This is a genomic window from Streptomyces sp. NPDC057137 (assembly GCF_042670825.1).
GTDB lineage: Bacteria > Actinomycetota > Actinomycetes > Streptomycetales > Streptomycetaceae > Streptomyces.
In genome coordinates this window covers 196,056-214,081 of the sequence record NZ_JBHUUW010000003.1, presented here as the reverse complement: position 1 = coordinate 214,081, position 18,026 = coordinate 196,056, and the positions used below count along the sequence as shown (strand labels likewise).

18 protein-coding genes are annotated in these 18,026 nt (G+C 70.6%); 9 read left to right on the top strand and 9 right to left on the bottom strand.

Annotated elements, in window-relative coordinates:
• Positions 1 to 223: 223 nt before the first annotated feature.
• From ACFT9I_RS04875 to ACFT9I_RS04850, 6 genes are all read right to left on the bottom strand, one after another.
• Entirely contained in the window at positions 224 to 1,600 is a 1,377-nt protein-coding gene (locus ACFT9I_RS04875; RefSeq protein ID WP_382560762.1) for an 8-oxoguanine deaminase, read from the bottom strand.
• 366 nt (positions 1,601 to 1,966) lie between these two features.
• Positions 1,967 to 2,890, bottom strand: coding sequence for a factor-independent urate hydroxylase (gene pucL / locus ACFT9I_RS04870; RefSeq protein WP_382560759.1), 924 nt, complete (start codon positions 2,888 to 2,890; stop codon positions 1,967 to 1,969).
• 3 nt (positions 2,891 to 2,893) lie between these two features.
• Positions 2,894 to 3,334: a hydroxyisourate hydrolase gene (gene uraH / locus ACFT9I_RS04865; protein WP_382560755.1), complete on the bottom strand. Its 441-nt coding sequence runs from the start codon at positions 3,332 to 3,334 to the stop codon at positions 2,894 to 2,896.
• 13 nt (positions 3,335 to 3,347) lie between these two features.
• Entirely contained in the window at positions 3,348 to 3,863 is a 516-nt protein-coding gene (gene uraD, locus ACFT9I_RS04860; RefSeq protein WP_382560753.1) for a 2-oxo-4-hydroxy-4-carboxy-5-ureidoimidazoline decarboxylase, read from the bottom strand.
• A gap of 106 nt (positions 3,864 to 3,969) precedes the next feature.
• A complete protein-coding gene (locus ACFT9I_RS04855) occupies positions 3,970 to 4,281 on the bottom strand; it encodes a helix-turn-helix domain-containing protein (RefSeq protein WP_354604352.1) in 312 nt (103 codons plus the stop codon).
• 134 nt (positions 4,282 to 4,415) lie between these two features.
• A complete protein-coding gene (locus ACFT9I_RS04850) occupies positions 4,416 to 4,667 on the bottom strand; it encodes a hypothetical protein (protein WP_382560750.1) in 252 nt (83 codons plus the stop codon).
• A gap of 137 nt (positions 4,668 to 4,804) precedes the next feature.
• Here ACFT9I_RS04850 and ACFT9I_RS04845 point away from each other — a divergent pair, with 137 nt between their 5' ends.
• The 4 genes from ACFT9I_RS04845 to ACFT9I_RS04830 all read left to right on the top strand — a co-directional run bounded on the left by ACFT9I_RS04845 (position 4,805) and on the right by ACFT9I_RS04830 (position 8,949).
• Positions 4,805 to 5,671, top strand: a complete 867-nt coding sequence (locus ACFT9I_RS04845) for a TIM barrel protein (protein ID WP_382560747.1) — start codon at positions 4,805 to 4,807, stop codon at positions 5,669 to 5,671.
• 72 nt (positions 5,672 to 5,743) lie between these two features.
• Positions 5,744 to 6,634 (top strand): 2-hydroxy-3-oxopropionate reductase, encoded by an 891-nt coding sequence (locus ACFT9I_RS04840; RefSeq protein ID WP_382560746.1) that lies wholly within the window; start codon positions 5,744 to 5,746, stop codon positions 6,632 to 6,634.
• A gap of 152 nt (positions 6,635 to 6,786) precedes the next feature.
• Positions 6,787 to 8,244: a catalase gene (locus tag ACFT9I_RS04835; RefSeq protein WP_382560743.1), complete on the top strand. Its 1,458-nt coding sequence runs from the start codon at positions 6,787 to 6,789 to the stop codon at positions 8,242 to 8,244.
• Between the two features lie 384 nt (positions 8,245 to 8,628).
• Positions 8,629 to 8,949 carry a hypothetical protein gene (locus tag ACFT9I_RS04830; RefSeq protein ID WP_382560741.1) on the top strand — a complete coding sequence of 107 codons (321 nt, stop codon included), beginning with the start codon at positions 8,629 to 8,631 and terminating at the stop codon, positions 8,947 to 8,949.
• An 83-nt stretch (positions 8,950 to 9,032) separates the two neighbouring features.
• Here the strand turns inward: ACFT9I_RS04830 and gcl are convergent, their stop codons facing one another.
• A complete protein-coding gene (gcl, locus tag ACFT9I_RS04825; protein ID WP_382560739.1) occupies positions 9,033 to 10,808 on the bottom strand; it encodes a glyoxylate carboligase in 1,776 nt (591 codons plus the stop codon).
• 189 nt (positions 10,809 to 10,997) lie between these two features.
• Between gcl and ACFT9I_RS04820 the strand changes: the two genes are divergently transcribed.
• Positions 10,998 to 11,645, top strand: a complete 648-nt coding sequence (locus ACFT9I_RS04820; RefSeq protein ID WP_382560737.1) for a hypothetical protein — start codon at positions 10,998 to 11,000, stop codon at positions 11,643 to 11,645.
• A gap of 45 nt (positions 11,646 to 11,690) precedes the next feature.
• The gene (locus ACFT9I_RS04815) at positions 11,691 to 12,206 is read left to right on the top strand and encodes a GNAT family N-acetyltransferase (RefSeq protein WP_382560734.1); all 516 of its coding nucleotides are present in this window, start codon (positions 11,691 to 11,693) and stop codon (positions 12,204 to 12,206) included.
• Positions 12,207 to 12,229: 23 nt separating this feature from the next.
• Here the strand turns inward: ACFT9I_RS04815 and ACFT9I_RS04810 are convergent, their stop codons facing one another.
• Positions 12,230 to 13,921 carry an AMP-binding protein gene (locus ACFT9I_RS04810; protein ID WP_382560731.1) on the bottom strand — a complete coding sequence of 564 codons (1,692 nt, stop codon included), beginning with the start codon at positions 13,919 to 13,921 and terminating at the stop codon, positions 12,230 to 12,232.
• A gap of 153 nt (positions 13,922 to 14,074) precedes the next feature.
• On the opposite strand from ACFT9I_RS04810, the gene ACFT9I_RS04805 reads away from it, so the two are divergent.
• The 3 genes from ACFT9I_RS04805 to lysA all read left to right on the top strand — a co-directional run bounded on the left by ACFT9I_RS04805 (position 14,075) and on the right by lysA (position 16,789).
• Positions 14,075 to 14,896, top strand: a complete 822-nt coding sequence (locus tag ACFT9I_RS04805; protein WP_382560832.1) for a response regulator transcription factor — start codon at positions 14,075 to 14,077, stop codon at positions 14,894 to 14,896.
• A 160-nt stretch (positions 14,897 to 15,056) separates the two neighbouring features.
• Complete coding sequence (locus ACFT9I_RS04800; protein WP_382560729.1) at positions 15,057 to 15,461, top strand: SAV_915 family protein; 405 nt, start codon at positions 15,057 to 15,059, stop codon at positions 15,459 to 15,461.
• Positions 15,458 to 16,789 (top strand): diaminopimelate decarboxylase, encoded by a 1,332-nt coding sequence (gene lysA, locus ACFT9I_RS04795; protein ID WP_382560726.1) that lies wholly within the window; start codon positions 15,458 to 15,460, stop codon positions 16,787 to 16,789. The genes ACFT9I_RS04800 and lysA overlap by 4 nt, the downstream gene beginning before the upstream one ends.
• Before the next feature lie 67 nt (positions 16,790 to 16,856).
• Here lysA and ACFT9I_RS04790 read toward each other — a convergent pair whose 3' ends face one another.
• Entirely contained in the window at positions 16,857 to 18,023 is a 1,167-nt protein-coding gene (locus ACFT9I_RS04790) for a winged helix DNA-binding domain-containing protein (protein WP_382560724.1), read from the bottom strand.
• Positions 18,024 to 18,026: the final 3 nt, after the last annotated feature.

Here is an 18,026-nt window from a genome sequence, read left to right as displayed (position 1 = left end):
CGTGCGGATCATGCGGGTGGCATGCAAAGTAACGAGACCGTGTTACGTACACGAGTCACCGTCCCGGGTGGTGGCGCACCGTTGTGCGGTACGCCACCACCCGGACGCGGCTGCCAGGAACCCCGCTCGGGCCCCGTGGCCGCCGGTCGAGGGCCGTCCCCCTCGACCGGACATCCGGGAAGATCAGACGGGAAGATCGGGCGGGAAGATCGGGCGGGCTCGGTCAGCCCGCCGCCGCGATCCGCGCGAGGCGCTGCGCCTCGATCCGCGTGGAGCGGGCGATGGCGTCCTCGTCCACCGTGGTCAGGTGGTTGTCCTCGACGACGGTCCGGCCGTTGACGAGGGAGAGCGTGACGGGCGCCGCGGCCCCGAAGACCAGGGCGATGACCGGGTCGGCGATGGAGGAGTGAGCCAGGGTGTCCAGCTTCCACAGCACCAGGTCGGCGAGCTTCCCGGTCTCGATCGAGCCGATCTGGTCGGCGCGGCCGAGGACTTGGGCGCCACCGTACGTGCCGAGCCGTAGTGCCTGACGAGCCGTCAGGGCGGACTCCCGGTGGGCGCCGAGGCGGTTGATGAGCAGCGCGTTGCGCAACTCGGTGTGCAGCTCGCCCGATTCGTTGGACGCGGTGCCGTCCACGCCGAGGCCGACGGGAACGCCCGCCCTCAGCATGTCGGGTACGCGCGCGATACCGGCCGCGAGACGGGCGTTGGAGGACGGGCAGTGCGCGACGCCCGTGCCGGTGCGGGCGAAGGCGGCGATGTCCGAGTCGTTCATATGGACGCAGTGGGCCATCCATACGTCGGAGCCCAGCCAGCCCGTCGACTCGAAGTAGTCGGTCGGGCCCATCCCGAACAGCTCCTTGCAGAACTGCTCCTCCTCGACCGTCTCGCTGCCGTGGGTGTGCAGCCGTACGCCCTTGCGGCGCGCCAACTCGGCTCCCTGACGCATCAGTTCGGTGGAGACGGAGAACGGCGAGCACGGCGCGACGGCGATCTGGGTCATCGCGTCGAACGAGGCGTCGTGGTACTGGTCGACGGTCGCCTCGGTGGCGGCGAGCGCGCCCTCCAGCGACTCGACGGCGAAGTCCGGCGGCAGGCCGCCGTCCGACTGGCCGCGGTCCATGGAGCCACGGGCGAGCGTGAACCGTACGCCCGTCTCCGACGCGGCCCCGATGATGGCGCCGGACAGATCGCCGGAGCCGCGCGGGTACACGTAGTGGTGGTCCATCGCGGTGGTGACGCCGCCGCGCGCCATCATCGCGAGAGAGCCCTGGGCGGCGGCGCGCGCCATGGACTCGTCGATGCGCGCCCAGGTCGGGTAGAGCGCCACCAGCCAGTTGAACAGGTTGTGGTCGGTGGCCAGACCGCGGGTGATCCACTGGTAGAAGTGGTGGTGGGTGTTGACCAGGCCGGGGGTGACGAGATGGCCGGTGCCGTCGACACGCCGTACGACGTTCTCCAGCCCGGCGGGGGCGCGGCCGGCCCCCACGGATTCGATGAGGTTGTCCGCGACGACGACGTGACCCGAGGCGTACTCGGTGTCGTTCGCGTCCACTGTCGCGATGGCACAGTTCTCGATGACGATGCGCGAAGCCGCCATGGCGGGTCCTCGTTCTTCCCATTGGGTGGGCGGATCCGGGGGTCGAGCGGGGTGACGACCGGGTCCGCGGTTCTGTCGGTGCGCAGATGCCCCCGCTCTTCCCCCATGTCGCCCCCTTCTGAAGGGACTTGACGCCGGCGCGCGCGTCGGGGGTACGGCGAGGTGGTGCTAGGGGGTGTCTTGTCGATCAGGCCGGATCAGGGAGCGGGGTCTGGTGCCGTGGATCGCAAGGCGGAGGAGGGAGGCATGGCGGAGCCATGCCGACCGACGACAACGGAGGGGGCACCTCCCGTGCCCCCTCGGGGGCTACGGGGGAGAGGCGCGGTGCCAGGGACCACGAGCCCGGCAAGATCGGCAAGACGCCCCCTAGAGGTTGGTCATGTCGAGCGGGATCCGCGGTTCGACGCCGTCGCGCAGCACGGTGGCCTCGATGAGGCCGTACGGGCGGTCGGCGGCGAAGTAGACCTCGTTGTCGTTCTTCAGTCCGAACGGTTCGAGGTCCACCAGGAAGTGGTGGTTGTTGGGGAGCGAGAACCGGATCTCGTCGATCTCGCTGCGGCTGTTGATGATCCGCGAGCCCATTTGGTAGAGCGTCTGCTGGAGCGAGAGGGAGTACGTCTCGGCGAAGGCCTGGAGCATGTGCTTGCGCGCCTGCTCGTAGGACTTCTCCCAGTTGGGCATCCGCTCCGCGTCGTCGGTCCAGTTGTAGCGCCACCTGGCGGACACGTCGGTGGCGAGTATGCGGTCGTACGCCTCGCGGAGCGTCGTGTACTTGTCCTTGACGTAGCCCCAGAACTCGGAGTTGGTCGAGTTCAGCACCGTCAGATCCTTGAGGCCGGAGATGATCTCCCACTTCTCGCCGTCGAAGGTGATCTGCGAGACGCGGGTCTCCTGGCCCTTGCGGACGAAGGAGTGTTTCACCTCGTCGGCGCCGATGAACTTGGAGTTGGCGTCGGAGGTCGCGATGCGCTCCCAGGCGTACTCCTCGATCCGGATACGTGCCCGGTGGATCGGGTCCTGGCTGGTGACGAAGTGCCGGGCGAGATGGATGCCGAACTGCTCGGCGGACTCGATGCCGTGCTCCTTGGCGAACGCGTACACCGTGTTCTTGGTGGTGTCGGTCGGCAGGACGTTGGCGTTGGAGCCGGAGTAGTGGACCTCCTCCATGTCGCCGGAGAGGGCGACGGAGACGTTCAGGTCCTTGATGTGGTGGGTGTCGCCGTCCCGGGTGATCTTGACGACGCGGTTCTCCGCTTTGCCGTACTGGTTCTGGCCGAGAATGGTCGGCATCTGCTAGCTCCCTCGGTATACGGAGTAGCCGAACGGGTTGAGCAGCAGCGGTACATGGAAGTGCTCGCCGGGAGTGACGGCGAAGGTGATCGCCACTTCCGGGAAGAACGCACCGCTGTCCCGTAGCGCGGGGGCATCCTGCTGTGCCTCGGCTTGCTTCTGGCTGTCGGTCCGGCCGTGGATCCGGCCGTGGATCCGGCCGTGGATCCGGCCGTGGAAGTACGCCTCGGTCTCGAAGTCGAGACGTACATGGGTCGTTCCTTCCGGCAGCGCCGGCAGGTCCTTGCAGCGCCCGTCCGCGTCGGTCGCCGACCGGCCCAGGACCACCCACTGCTCGCGGCCACCGCTGCGGGCGGAGAGCGATACGGCGACGGACTCGGCCGGGCGGCCGACACTGGTGTCCAGGATGTGCGTGGACACCGAGGCGGTGGTTCGCGTGCTCAAGGGGATCACTCTCCTACTTCTGCGCGTCTTCTTGTACGAGGCGGGTCAGCCGGATGCGGTTGATCTTGCCCAGCTCGGTGCGGACGACGGCCCGCTCCTGTCCGGGCGAGTTGCCGATCCGTATGCGGACCGCGTCCCGCATCTGCTCGCCGGTCCTGCCGGTGGCGCAGATCAGGAAGACGTGTCCGAACCTGTCCTGGTAGGCCAGGTTCAAGTCGAGCAGTTCCGCCTTGAGTTCGTCGGACGCCCCGGCCATGCCCCGCTGTTCGCGGGCCGAGGTCGGGTCGCCCGGCTTCGGCCGGCCGATGGGCGGGTGCCCGGCCATCGCCTCCGCCAGATCGTCGGCGGTCAGTTCGGCCGTCGCGGTGTCACTGGCGGCGAAGAGGGCGTCGGCGGTGGCGTACGGCCGGTGGGCGAGCAGTTCGCTCCCCCATGCCGTACTGGCGCACACCTCGTGCAGTGCGGCGAGCGCCGCGCTGTCGGAGGAAGTGTTGAACCGGGTGAGGCCCGGTGGCGGGTCGGTCGTCACGGGAGCCTCCGTGGCTGTGCTTGACGGGCTGCGGGATAGCTAACGCCTTCACGAACATCACGTCAACACTTTGTTGAATTCTTTCGAGCGGAGCGACTTGAGCCCGTCAGCTCGTCTCGGACCGGTTCAGATAGTTGTAGACGGTGAACCGGCTGACCCCGAGCGCGCCGGCCACGGTCTCCACACCGTGCCGTACGGAGAAGGCCCCGCGCGCCTCCAGCGAGCGGACCACCGACTGCTTGGCCTTGCGGTCGAGTTCCGACAGGGGCATGCCGTGCCGGCGCTCCAGCGCGACGAGGATGTGGTCGAGCGATTCGGAGAGCTGCGGGAGGCGTACGGCGACGACGTCCTCGCCCTCCCAGCTCAGGACGACATCGTCGGGCCGGGCCTGGTCGGGCCGTACGGTCTCCGCGCCCATCGCGTCGACGAGCGGCTTCACCGCCGCGAGCAGCGGATGGTCGGGCACACTCGACGACTCGGCCACACCCGACGGTTCGGTCACACCCGCCGACTCGGGCAGACCCGACGGCCCGGCCGCACCCGCCGACTCGGTCACTTCCCGTCCTCCGCGATCACGTTCACCTGGAGCGAGACACGGGTGGCGCCGGCCTCCAGGGAGCGGCGGAGCAGGGCGTCGACGGCCGCGATGACGGCGTCGGCGCCGCCCTCGGCGGTGTTGCCGAACGGTCCGACGTCCACGGCGTCCAGTTCGGCCGCCTGGATGACCTCGCGGGCCACCACGGCATGGCCGGGGGCCTCGTCCAGGTCGAACGGCTCGGTCGTGAATTCCACTCTCAGTCGCACGCGCACAACCTACTGCGGGAAAGGCCGGGCCTTGCCCGAAATCGGGGCCGCCCTCTTGACAGCCCTCCCGAATCCCAGGCAATCTTCCATTAAGCAGAAACTAACTTCCGCGATACGGAAGGAGCGCAGAACCCCTCATGGCCCCCTTCACGAACAAGCCCGGCTCCGAGCAGCGCTTCAATGTGAACCTGTCGATCCTCTTCACCGAACTCCCGCTCCTGGAGCGCCCCGCGGCAGCCGCCGCGGCGGGCTTCACCGCGGTCGAGCTGTGGTGGCCCTGGATCGAGACCCCCACCCCGCCGCAGACCGAGCTGGACGCACTGAAGAAGGCCCTCGACGACGCGGGCACCCAGCTCGTGGGGCTGAACTTCTACGCCGGCCAACTGCCCGGCCCCGACCGCGGCGCGCTCTCGCTGCCCGGCGAGGAGTCGGACCGCTTCCGCGCGAACATCGACGTGGCGGCCGACTTCGCCGCCTCGGTGGGCTGCAAGGCGCTCAACGCGCTGTACGGGAACCGCGTCGAGGGCGTCGACCCGCAGACGCAGGACAAGCTCGCCCTGGAGAATCTGGTCCTCGCCGCCCGCGCGGCCGACCGGGTCGGGGCGATCCTGCTGATCGAGGCCCTCAACAGGCCGGAGTCCCCGCACTACCCGCTGGTGAGCGCCGAGGCCGCGATCGATGTCGTGGACCGGGTCAACGCCGCCACGGGGCTCGGCAACGCCGCGTTCCTCCTCGACATCTACCACCTGTCGATGAACGGCCTGGACGCCGAGGCGCTGGCCGAGGTCATCGACACGTACGCCGACAGGACCGGTCACGTACAGATCGCCGACAACCCCGGCCGCGGCGCGCCCGGCACCGGCACGCTCCCGCTGCGGGACCTGCTCGACCGGCTCCGCAAGGCCGGTTACGAGGGCTGGGTCGGCCTTGAGTACAAGCCCGGCGACCGCCCGAGCGCCGAGTCCTTCGCGTGGCTGCCGGACGACGCGCGCGCCGCACGCTGAACCCGGACACCCGGTGTCCGGGCGCCCCGACCTGAACAGGACGCACACACGTATGCGAGAGAGGCACCCCCGATGAGCACACTTCCCAAGGTGGCATGGATCGGCCTCGGCATCATGGGGTCCCCCATGGCCGAGAATCTGATCAAGGCCGGATACTCCGTGACCGGCTTCACGCTGGAGCGGGAGAAGCTGGACCGGCTGGCGGCCAACGGCGGCTCGGTGGCGCCCTCGATCGGCGAGGCCGTCGAGGGGGCGGATGTCATCATCACGATGGTGCCCGCCTCTCCCCAGGTCGAGGCCATCGCCTACGGCGAGGACGGCATCCTGGCGAACGCCAAGGAGGGCGCCCTGCTGATCGACATGTCGTCGATCACCCCGCAGACGTCGATCGACCTGGCCGAGGCCGGCCGGGCGAAGGGCGTCCGCGTCCTCGACGCGCCGGTGTCCGGCGGTGAGGCGGGGGCCGTCGAGGCGGTTCTGTCGATCATGGTCGGCGGCGAGCAGGCCGACTTCGACCAGGCCAAGCCGGTCTTCGACGTACTGGGCAGGACCATCGTCCTGTGCGGTCCGCACGGCGCCGGTCAGACGGTGAAGGCGGCCAACCAGCTGATCGTCGCCGTCAACATCCAGGCGTGCGCCGAGGCCGTGGTCTTCCTGGAGAAGTCCGGCGTGGACCTGAACGCCGCGCTGGATGTCCTGGGTGGTGGTCTGGCCAGCTCGACCGTCCTGACCCGTAAGAAGGACAACTTCATCAACCGCGACTTCGCGCCCGGCTTCCGGATCGACCTGCACCACAAGGACATGGGCATCGTCACCGACGCCGCCCGCAACGTCGGCGCCGCGCTGCCGGTCGGCGCGGTCGTCGCGCAACTGGTCGCCTCGCTGCGCGCGCAGGGTGACGGCGGTCTCGACCACTCGGCGCTGCTGCGTGCCGTCGAGCGGCTGTCCGGCAACCAGGTCTGACCTGACCTGACCCGGCCCACAGACTCCGGGTTGCGGCGGCGCTGACACCTGTCCTGTCGCGCCCAGGTGCCGCCGCAGCCCGGGAACCACTCCCCGCTCCCGCACCACTTTCAGCGAACAGCTCTCCCGTACGGAAGGTCCCACCCGCCACCATGACGCAGCGTGTGCTTACGACCGAGTCAGGCGCCCCGGTCGCCGACAACCAGAACTCCGCCACCGCCGGTGCCGGCGGCCCCCTTCTCCTCCAGGACCAGCACCTGCTGGAGAAGCTCGCCCGGTTCAACCGGGAGCGCATCCCGGAGCGTGTCGTGCACGCCCGAGGCTCCGGCGCGTACGGGTACTTCGAGGTGACCGACGATGTCACCGGCTTCACCAGCGCCGACTTCCTGGCCCAGGTGGGCCGGCGCACCGAGACGTTCCTGCGCTTCTCGACCGTCGCCGACTCGCTCGGCGGCGCGGACGCAGTCCGTGACCCGCGCGGCTTCGCGGTGAAGTTCTATACGGCGGACGGCAATTACGACCTCGTCGGCAACAACACGCCGGTCTTCTTCATCAAGGACCCGCTGAAGTTCCCCGACTTCATCCACTCGCAGAAGCGCGACCCGTTCACGGGCCGGCAGGAGCCGGACAACGTCTGGGACTTCTGGGCGCACTCCCCCGAGGCGACGCACCAGGTGACGTGGCTGATGGGCGACCGCGGCATCCCCGCCTCGTACCGGCACATGAACGGCTACGGCTCGCACACCTACCAGTGGACGAACGCCGAGGGCGCGGCCTTCTTCGTCAAGTACCACTTCAAGACCAACCAGGGTGTGCGCTGCCTGAGCAGCGATCAGGCGGCCGAACTCGCGGGCAGGGACGCGGGCTCGCACCAGACGGATCTGCTCCAGGCCATCGAGCGCGGTGTGAACCCGTCCTGGACGCTGCACGTCCAGGTGATGCCGGCGGCCGACGCCGCCGAGTACCGCTTCAACCCGTTCGACCTCACGAAGGTGTGGCCGCACAGCGACTACCCGCTGCGCCGGGTGGGCCGGCTGGTCCTCGACCGGAACCCGGACAACGTCTTCGCGGAGGTCGAGCAGGCGGCGTTCTCGCCGAACAACTTCGTTCCCGGTATCGGCCCTTCGCCGGACAAGATGCTCCAGGGCCGGCTCTTCGCGTACGCCGACGCGCACCGCTACCGGCTGGGCGTCAACCACACCCTGCTGCCGGTGAACGCGCCCAGGGCGACCGCTGCCGTGAACTACGGCCGGGACGGGCTCATGGCCACCCGCAACGGCTCGCGCCACGACAAGAACTACGAGCCCAACTCGTACGACGGCCCGGCGCAGAGCGGCGCCGCGCACTCCGCGCCGCTCGCGATCCACGGCTGGACCGGCACCCACGAGGCGCCGGCCCACACCAAGGACGACGACTTCTTCCAGGCCGGTGAGCTGTACCGGCTGATGTCGGAGGAGGAGAGGTCCCGGCTCGTCACGAACATCGCGGGTGGTCTCTCCCAGGTGACGCGCGACGACGTGATCGAGAAGAACATCGCCCACTTCCACGCCGCCGACACCGAGTACGGCACCCGCGTCCAGGCGGCGGTCCGCGCGCTGCGCGAGGACTGAGCGACGACACCGAGCAACAGGGACCGGGCGACGACAGCCGCGTGCAGCGGCCAACAGCCGTCCCTCCCGTCGGCCCTCGTGAGGGGTGGCCGGCGGGAGGGACATCCCCGGGACCGCGGCGGCGCGCGAGCCAGTGCGGTGGTGAGGGGAGCGTGGGTCACCTTCCTGACCTGAAGGAAGGTGGGCCCGCACTCCCCATCGCCGTCGCCGCGGTCCCACAGCCTCTCCTGAGGCTCCGTCACACGCCGTCCGGCGGTGCGAATGTCCCGTCGCGCCGGCCTCGCACCGTCGGACGGTCTTCAACGCCGCATGCCCGAGACAAGAGCCCGGCCGATTCCCCGGCCGGGCTCTTGTGCGACCTCACCAGGTCTGCACACTGAGGGGATGCGTCTTCTCGCGTTCCTCGCCCTGACCGCCGCGGCGATCGCCCTCGCGATCGTCCAGAAGGACTACTCCTGGCTGCTCGCGCCGGGCTCCGTGTTCCTGTTCCTGGGGCTCTCTCCGTTCGCGACGAGCAAGGCCCCGAAGGCGGCGGTACGGCGGCCGGTCACCGGCGCCGCGGCGGGAACCGCCGTCGGTGCCACCGGGGCTGTCACGGCCGCCAGTTGGTGGGCCGACGGGCACGCGCCCGGCGGCGACAAGGCGGACGCCCGCGGTGCGGAGGAGGACACCGGGTGCGGGGGCTGTGGAGGCTGCGAGGCCTGACGTGCGCGCATGGCGGCGCCCCCGTCCGGAGTTCCGGACGGGGGCATCCTGCCCCGACGGCCCTGACGGCCGGTCAGCTGCCGTCAGACGAGCGGCCTGACCTCCGTCGGCGCGTGACCTGGCTCGGTGGCGAGCTCCTCCCACTCGTTCACCTTGTCGATCTGCACGCCCATCGAGATGTTGGTGACCCGCTCCAGGATGGCCTCGACCACCACCGGCACCCGGTACTCCGCCGCGAGCTTCTTCGCCTGCTCGAAGGCCGGCAGCAGCTGGTCGGGCTCGGTGACCCGGATCGCCTTGCAGCCCAGGCCCTCGACGACCTTGACATGGTCGACCCCGTAGACGCCCAGCTCCGGTGAGTTGAGGTTCTCGAACTCCAGGTTGACCTGGAAGTTGATGTCGAGATTGCGCTGCGCCTGCCGGATGAGCCCCAAGTAGGCGTTGTTCACGAGCACATGCACGTACGGAATCTTGTGCTGCGCGCCGACGGCCAGCTCTTCGAGCATGAACTGGAAGTCGTAGTCGCCGGAGAGCGCGACCACCGTCGTGTCCGGGTCGGCCTTCGCGACACCGAGCGCGGCCGGGATCGTCCAGCCGAGCGGTCCCGCCTGGCCGCAGTTGATCCAGTGGCGCGGCTTGTAGACGTGCAGCATCTGCGCGCCGGCGATCTGCGAGAGACCGATGGTGGTGACGTACCGGGTGTCGGGACCGAAGGCGCGGTTCATCTCCTCGTACACGCGCTGCGGCTTCAGCGGCACGTTGTCGAAGTGCGTCTTGCGGTGCAGGGTGCCCTTGCGCTCCAGCACCGACTCGATCCACTCGGTGCGGTCGGGCAGCCGGCCCGCCGCCTTCAGCTCCTTCGCCACCTCCACGAAGAGCTTCAGCGCGTCCTTGGCGTCCGAGGCGATCCCGTAGTCCGGCGCGAAGATCTTGCCGATCTGGGTGGGCTCGATGTCGACGTGGACGAATGTGCGGCCCGCCGTGTAGACGTCGAGCGCGCCGGTGTGCCGGTTGGCCCAGCGGTTGCCGATGCCGAGGACGAAGTCCGAGGCCAGGAACGTCTCGTTGCCGTAGCGGTGCGAGGTCTGGATGCCGACCATGCCCGCGTTGAGGTCGTGGTCGTCGGCGATGGTGCCCCAGCCCATCAGGGTCGGGACGACCGGCGTTCCGGTCAACTCGGCGAATTCCACGAGCAGTTCGGACGCGTCGGCGTTGATGACACCGCCGCCGGCGACGATCAGCGGGCGCTCGGAGGCGGTCAGCATGGTGAGCGCCTTGGCGATCTGCGCGCGGGTCGCGGACGGCTTGTAGACCGGCAGCGGCTCGTACGTCTCGATGTCGAACTCGATCTCGGTCAGCTGCACGTCGATCGGCAGGTCGATGAGGACCGGGCCGGGACGGCCGGAGCGCATCAGATGGAAGGCCTGCTGGAAGACACCGGGGACCTGTGCGGCCTCCAGGACGGTGGTGGCCGCCTTCGTGACGGGCTTGGCGATGGACGCGATGTCGACGGCCTGGAAGTCCTCCTTGTGGATCACCGCGACCGGGGCCTGGCCGGTGATGCACAGGATCGGGATGGAGTCACCGATCGCGGAGTACAGGCCGGTGATCATGTCGGTGCCGGCCGGACCCGACGTGCCGATGCAGACACCGATGTTGCCCGCGTTCGTACGGGTGTAGCCCTCGGCCATGTGGGAGGCGCCCTCCACATGGCGGGCGAGCGTGTGGTCGATGCCGCCGGCCTGTTCGAGGGCCTTGTAGAAGGGATTGATCGCCGCGCCCGGCACACCGAACGCGTCGGTGACGCCTTCGCGCTTGAGGATCTCAACTGCCGCTCGGGCAGCGGTCATACGAGGCATGGGGTGCTCCTGCTTCAGCCTGGTGGACTCGGGCTCTGTCGCGCCACCTGAGAGCGTCGATTCCGTCGATTCCTTCATTTCCACGATGCGGAATTCATGTTCTGCTATGTGGAATCAATCTAAAGTGCCTTCCTGACGGCGTCAAGGGATGGCCCAAGACCCTCCCCAACGCGGGTCCGGTGTTGGACGATGGGCAGCAAAGGGGGGGTGCCGAAGGTGGGAAAGAGCGTCACTGTCCGCTGTCCCGACTGCGGACACGGCCATCAGTTCACGGCGCCGGCCTATCCCTGCCCCTGCGGCTCGGCCGTCTCGGCGCCCCTGGTCATAGGCGCGCCGGCCACCCGTGTGGTGCGCCGGTCCTGGGACGACGAGTGGGTGACCGTCGGCTGCTCCGAGTGCGGACGGCGCGACCAGTGGCCCCAGCCGGAGCTGGGCTGCCAGTGCGGGGCCCTGCTGCGGGTGCCGGTCAGGCCCGTGACGGTCGGCACGAAGCACGACGCCGTGCACGCCGCCGCGCTCTATCTGCGCGGGCTCGGCTTCCGGGACGTCGTCCGGTGCGAGGGGGAGCCGGAGGCCGGTGTCGATCTGCGCGGCCCCGGACTCGTCGCCCAGGTGGAGCCGGGCGCGCGCCCCGCCGATCTGCGCGCCGTGGAGTGCCTGTGGCTCAACGCGCTGAGCGAGTCGGCGGTGAGCGTCTTCTTCTCCCTGGCCGGTTACGCGGACGAGGCGCGCGACCGCGCCGACGACCTCGGGGTGCCGCTCTTCGTCCTGGACCCGACGGGCGCCCCGCAACCGGTCAACGGCCCGGCGGACGAACTGGATCGCTCACACGCCTGACGGATTCCCGGACCGCGCGCGGACCCGCGCGGGCATACTTTCTCCATGCGAATCCGCCCCGCGGTCCCCGCCGACCTCCCCCTTCTCCAGAACATCGAGAGGGCCGCCGGTGAACCCTTCCGCGCCGTCGGCATGGCCGCGATCGCCGACGACGAACCCCCGGGCATCGATCTCCTCGACCGCTATCTGCGCGCGGGCCACGCCTGGGTGACCGACGACGACACGGGCCACCCGGTCGCGTATCTGATCTACGACGAGATCGACGGCGCCGCCCATATCGAGCAGGTCTCCGTCCACCCCACGGCCTCGGGGCGCGGGGTGGGCCGTGCCCTCATCGAGCATCTGGCAGGACGCGCGGCGAGCGCGGGGCTGGCGGGACTGACCCTGACCACCTTCGCGGACGTGCCGTGGAACGCGCCGTACTACACCCGGCTCGGCTTCCGCACCCTCGCGGAGGACGAACTCACCGACGGCCTACGGGAGATCAGACGCGCCGAGGCCGCACACGGTCTCGACCACTGGCCCCGGGTCTGTATGCGCCGCGCCACGACGGCGAGTTGAGGTCCGGGCGGGCCGGACGGCGCTCAACTCAGGTCGCCTTCCTCGTACTCCGCCGCCGAGCCCTCGGCCGTGCGCTCGCGCAGTTCGATGCGGCGGATCTTGCCGGAGACCGTCTTGGGCAGTTCGGCGAACTCGATACGGCGCACCCGCTTGTACGGGGAGAGCACCGCGCGCGAGTGGGCGAAGAGCAGCTTCGCCGTGTCCGGGCCCGGCTCCCAGCCGGCCGCCAGGACGACGTAGGCCTTCGGCACGTTGAGCCTCAGCGGGTCCGGCGCCGGGACGACGGCGGCCTCGGCCACCGCCGCGTGTTCCAGCAGCGCGCTCTCCAGTTCGAACGGCGAGATCTTGTAGTCGGACGCCTTGAAGACCTCGTCCCGCCTGCCGCTGAAGGTGACGTAGCCGTCGGCGTCGCGCGAGCCGATGTCGCCGGTGCGGTAGTAGCCGTCAGCCATGGACTCGGCCGTACGCTCCGGGTCGCCGTGGTAGCCGGTCATCAGCCCGACGGGGGCGTTGGCGAGGTCCAGCGCGATCTCGCCCTCGGTGGCGCCCGGCGCTCCGGTGACCGGGTCGAGCAGCTCCACGACATAGCCGGGGGTCGGCCGGCCCATCGAGCCCGCCTTGAGCAGTTGTCCAGGCGAGTTGGCGACCTGGACGGCCGTCTCGGTCTGGCCGAAGCCGTCCCTGATCGTCACGCCCCACTCCCTGCGTACGGTCTCGATGACCTCGGGGTTGAGCGGCTCGCCCGCGGCGACGACCTCGCGCGGGCGGTTGCGCAGCTGGGTGAGGTCGGCCTGGATGAGCATCCGCCACACGGTGGGCGGCGCGCAGAAGCTGGTCACCCTGGCGCGGTCCATCTCGGCCATGAGTCTGGCGGCGTCGAAGCGGGTGTAGTTGTGGATGAAGACGGTCGCCTCGGCGTTCCAGGGGGCGAAGAGGTTGGACCAGGCGTGCTTGGCCCAGCCTGGTGAGGAGATGTTCAGATGCACGTCGCCGGGCTTGAGCCCGATCCAGTACATCGTCGCGAGATGGCCGATCGGGTACGAGACATGGGTGTGTTCGACGAGCTTGGGGTGGGCGGTGGTGCCGGAGGTGAAGTAGAGCATCAGGGTGTCGTCGGCGCGGGTGACCCCGTCCGGCTCGAAGTCCGTGGACGACCGGTGGGACGCCTCGTACGCCCGCCAGCCGTCCTCGTCAACATCGGCGCCTTCGCCACCGACCACGATCCGGGTGTACTCCCCCGGCGCCTCGGCGAACTTCGCGGTGTCACCGGCCCGGACGACGATGTGCCGCACCTGACCGCGCTCGATCCGGTCGCGCAGGTCCGCCGGCCCGAGCAGCGGTGTCGCCGGGATGACGACGGCCCGGAGTTTCATGGCGGCGAGCGCCGTCTCCCACAGCTCCGTCTGGTTGCCGAGCATGACGAGAACGCGGTCCCCGGCCTCGACTCCCTGGGCCCGCAGCCAGTTGGCCACCTGGTCGGAGCGGGTCGCCATCGCCGCGAAGGAGGTGACGCTCTCGGTGCCGTCCTCCTCGACGATGTGCAGCGCGGGCCGGTCGTTTCCTTCGGCGATGACGTCGAACCAGTCGAGCGCCCAGTTGAACAGCGCGGGCCGGGGCCAGACGAAGCCTTCGTACGCCGCGGTGTAGTCCTCACGGTGCCGCAGCAGGAAATCCCTGGCGGCGCGGAACTGCTCGGTCGCGTCGACTGCTCTCATGTGCCCTCCTCATCACTCGCCCGTTCACTAGCATCGTGTAACCGGTGACGTACGTCTCACCACCCCCTGACGGGGGTAAATCGACGACGTCCCGCCGGCGGAGAGACCCGAGAGAAGGAAGTCGCTGTGATTGAGGCGATCGAGGCGGTCGAGATGCGCACGGCGCTGCTGACGCTGCGCCGAGCCACCGGGCTGCCGGTCGCGTTCGGCGGGATGCTGCACGACACGCGCCAGGTGCGCATCGCGGAGCTGAACGGCACGGCGACGAACGCGCTGCGGGGCCTCGCGATCTGCGTCGGGAACGGGCTGGGCGGCAAGTCGATCGCCCTCCAGCGGCCGTGCGCGGTCACCGACTACCGGCAGGCGCGGCACATCAGCCACGAGTACGACGCGGCGGTCGCCGCCGAGGGGCTGCGCTCCGTGGTCGCCGTTCCCGTGATCGTGCGGCGCAGGGTCCGGGGCGTGCTGTACGGCGCGCTGCGCGATCCGCTGCCGATGGGCGAACGTGCGTTCGATGCCGCCGTCGCCGCGGCCCGCGACGTGGAGCAGGCGCTGGTCGTCCGGGACGAGGTGCAGCGGCTGCTCGCCGTGACCCGTGAGCCGGTGTACGGGCGGCCCGAGGCGTGGGAGGAGGTCCGCGAGGCGCACAGCGAACTGCGGGCGCTCGCGCCGCGCATCGTCGACGCCGGGCTGCGCGGCGAACTGCACGCCGTCTGCGGCCGGTTGGAGGGCGCGGGCGGTGCCGGGCACGGCCGGCGCGACCACCGTGAGCGGCGCGCCGTGACGCTGACGCCGCGCGAGGTGGACGTGCTGGCGTGTGTGGCGGCGGGCTCGACGAACGCGGCGGCGGCGGAGCGGCTGGGGCTGCGGCCGGAGACGGTGAAGGGGTACTTGCGGGCCGCGATGCGGAAGCTGGGCGCCCACACCCGCCTGGAGGCGGTGGTGGCGGCGCGCCGGGCCGGGCTGCTGCCGTAGGCACGGGGGGCACGGGAGCCGGTCCACGGGCGGCGCCGTAAGGGAGCCGTCAAATAACCGGGCCTGCTGATCAACGCCGCGTCATGACGTGCCCGAACGGGCGCCGGCCGGGCATAGCTTCCTGGTGTCAGACAGCGACGACTCCTCTGTGGAGGACACCATGGTGAGCACCACTCTCGAAGACGCGGACCCCGAAGAACGCAAGCCGGCGGGGCCGCTGTACGTACCCGTACGGCTCGGCTCCGCCGGGGGGCAGCAACTGCGCTTCATGCGCACACCGCTCGGCGCGCGGACCGCCGTCGGCTTCACCAGCGCCCGGCGGCTGACCGCCGCGTTCGGCGCGCGGCAGCCGTACATCAGACTCGCCGAGACCTGTCTGCGGGCGCTCTCGGAACCGCTCGGCGTCGTCCTCGTGACGGTCGACCCGCAGCTCGCGGCCCCGCCGGTCGTCCACGGGACACCCGCGCCCACGCCCACGCACACTCCCGCGCTCACCCACGCGCCCACCCGCACGACGGTCAGGCCGTGTCTGCGCCACACGGGCGAGCCGGCGGTGAGCGCGTGACCACCGAACCGCTGCTCGTCGTCAACGAGTTGAGCACCCCGTCGGTCTGGCCCGCGTCGGCCGTCTCCGCGCCCGGCGGCGACCTCTCCGTCGCGGGCGTCTCCCTCTTGGAGCTGGCCGAGCGCTACGGCACTCCCACCTACGTACTCGACGAGGGCGAGGTACGGTCCCGCGCCCGGGCCTGGCTGCACGCGCTGCCCGAGGCGGAGATCGTCTACGCGGCGAAGGCGTTCCTGTGCCGCGCGGTCGTGGACTGGATGGAGGAGGAGGGCCTGGGCCTCGACGTCTGTTCGGCGGGCGAGCTGGAGCTGGCGGCCACGCGGGGCTTCCCGACCGAGCGCATCGTGCTGCACGGCAACGCCAAGTCGCCGCAGGATCTGGGGACGGCGCTGCGGCTCGGCGTCGGCAGGATCGTCATCGACTCGGGGTGCGAGATAGCGCGGCTCGCCGCGCAGGTGCCGGCGCACGACGCGCAGCAGGTGATGGTCCGCGTCCTGCCGGGGATCGAGGCGGGCGCCCATCCGAAGATCCGGACCGGGGCCGAGGGCCAGAAGTTCGGGCTGTCGATCGCGAACGGGGACGCGGAGGACGCCGTGGCCCGGATCCTGGGCCAGCCGCAGCTCGAACTGGCCGGTCTGCACTGCCACTTGGGCTCGCAGATCACCTCGCCGGAGCCGTACGAGAGGGCCGTACGCGAGCTGGTCTCCTTCTTCGTACGGATCCGCGACCGGTTCGGTGTCGTCCTGCCCGAACTGGACCTGGGCGGCGGCTTCGCCGCGGCGTATCTGCCGGGCGACGCGGCCCCGGCGCCCGCGGTGTACGGACGGCGGATCAGGCAGGCGCTGATCGGCGCCTGCGCCGATGCGGGCCTGCCGGTCCCGCGGCTGACCGTGGAGCCCGGCCGCTCGATCATGGCGCCCGCCGGGATCGCGCTGTACCGCGTGCTCGCGGTGAAGCGCTCGGGCGGCCGGGTCTTCGTCGCCGTGGACGGCGGCATGAGCGACAACCCGCGCCCCGCGCTGTACGGCGCCCGCTACACGGTCCGCCGGGTCGGGCGCGCCTCGACGGCGCCGATGCGGGCGGCCACGGTCGTCGGCCGGCACTGCGAGGCGGGCGACGTGCTCGCCGACGGGGTGGAGCTGCCGGAGGACGTACGCCCCGGCGACGTACTCGCGGTGCCCGCGTCGGGGGCGTACCAGGTGTCGATGGCGTCGGGCTACAACATGACCGGCCGCCCGCCGGTGGTGGCGGTCGCCGACGGCCGGTCGCGCCTGCTGGTACGACGCGAGACGTTCGACGACCAACGGCGGCGCGACGTCGGGCTCTGAGTGCGGGGTCGGGGCGGCGGCCCACCAACCGGGCGACCCGGCCACCGCGCTCGCTCCCGAACAGGGCCTACGTGTCCGCGAATCGGGCGAAGTCCGCGAAGCGCACGGCGTACGTGGGGGCGGTGGCCGAGGACAGGGAAGCGAGCATCCGCTCGCCCTCCTCGGCCACCGCGTCGCGCTGTGCGCGCGTGAGCGTGTCGAAGGTCTGCACCGTCAGCGTCCCGTGCTCGTCGCCCTCCGTGCCGTCCTCCAACCGCCAGATTCCGGCGAGGAATCCGTCGACGAGGAGCGTGCGGTGCCCCTGGTTGCCGTTCCAGGCGCGCTTGCGGTACGCGAGGGGGACGACGCGGGTGCGGTCGGCGTGCGAGAGCAGCAGGTTGTCGAACTCGGGGAGGAAACGGGGCGGGGCCGGGGTGTCCGCGTCCGGCCTCGGCGCGTCGGGGAGGTCGAACAGCTCGACGCCGTTCTCGTCCTGGAACGCGACGAGTCGGTCGCGCAGCCGCTCGAAGACCGGGGCGAGCCGGGTCAGTCGGCACCATGTCTGCATGTCCTGGACGGAGGCGGGTCCGAAGGCCGCGAGGTAACGCAGGACGGCGTCGTCCGGTGCGATGCCCGCCGCCCCCTCGGCGGCGCCGACGACCCCGAACCACTTCCGCGCCGTCGTGAGCGTGACCTGACCGCTGCGGCCCCACAGCCCGCGCGGTGTGACCTGTACGAGCGGCAGCAGGCACCGCGCGGCGGCGGAGAGGGCGAGCGGGTCGGCGGCCGGCCACCGCTCGGCCAGGGCCGCCTTCAACTCCTTGAGCGGGAGGGGCCGTTCCTCGACCAGTTCCTTGGTGTGGGCGGCGAGCCGGTCCAGGTCCACCCCGACGAGACCGTCGCGGAAGTTGCGCAGTTCGCGCTCGATCGGGGCCTGGGCGAACGGGCGCAGCGCGAGGCAGTCCTCGGCGGTGTGGGTGTGGATGGTGGAGCGGAGCGTGACCATCCGGCCGACCTCGCGGGAGGCCATCAGCCCGGACAGCGCCTCGGGGCCGAACCCGTCGAGCCTGGCGGCGAGTTGGACGTACGGCGGCTTCACGTTCTGCGCCTGGAGCCCGACCAGATGTGTCACGGCGTCCTTGGCGGACATGGCCGCGCGCCGCAGCAGGAGCTGCCGCGCCAGGGTGGCACGGTTGAGCGCGCGGGTGGTGAGCACGGGGTGGTGCCGGACACGGTCCGCCGTCTTCGAGGCCATGCT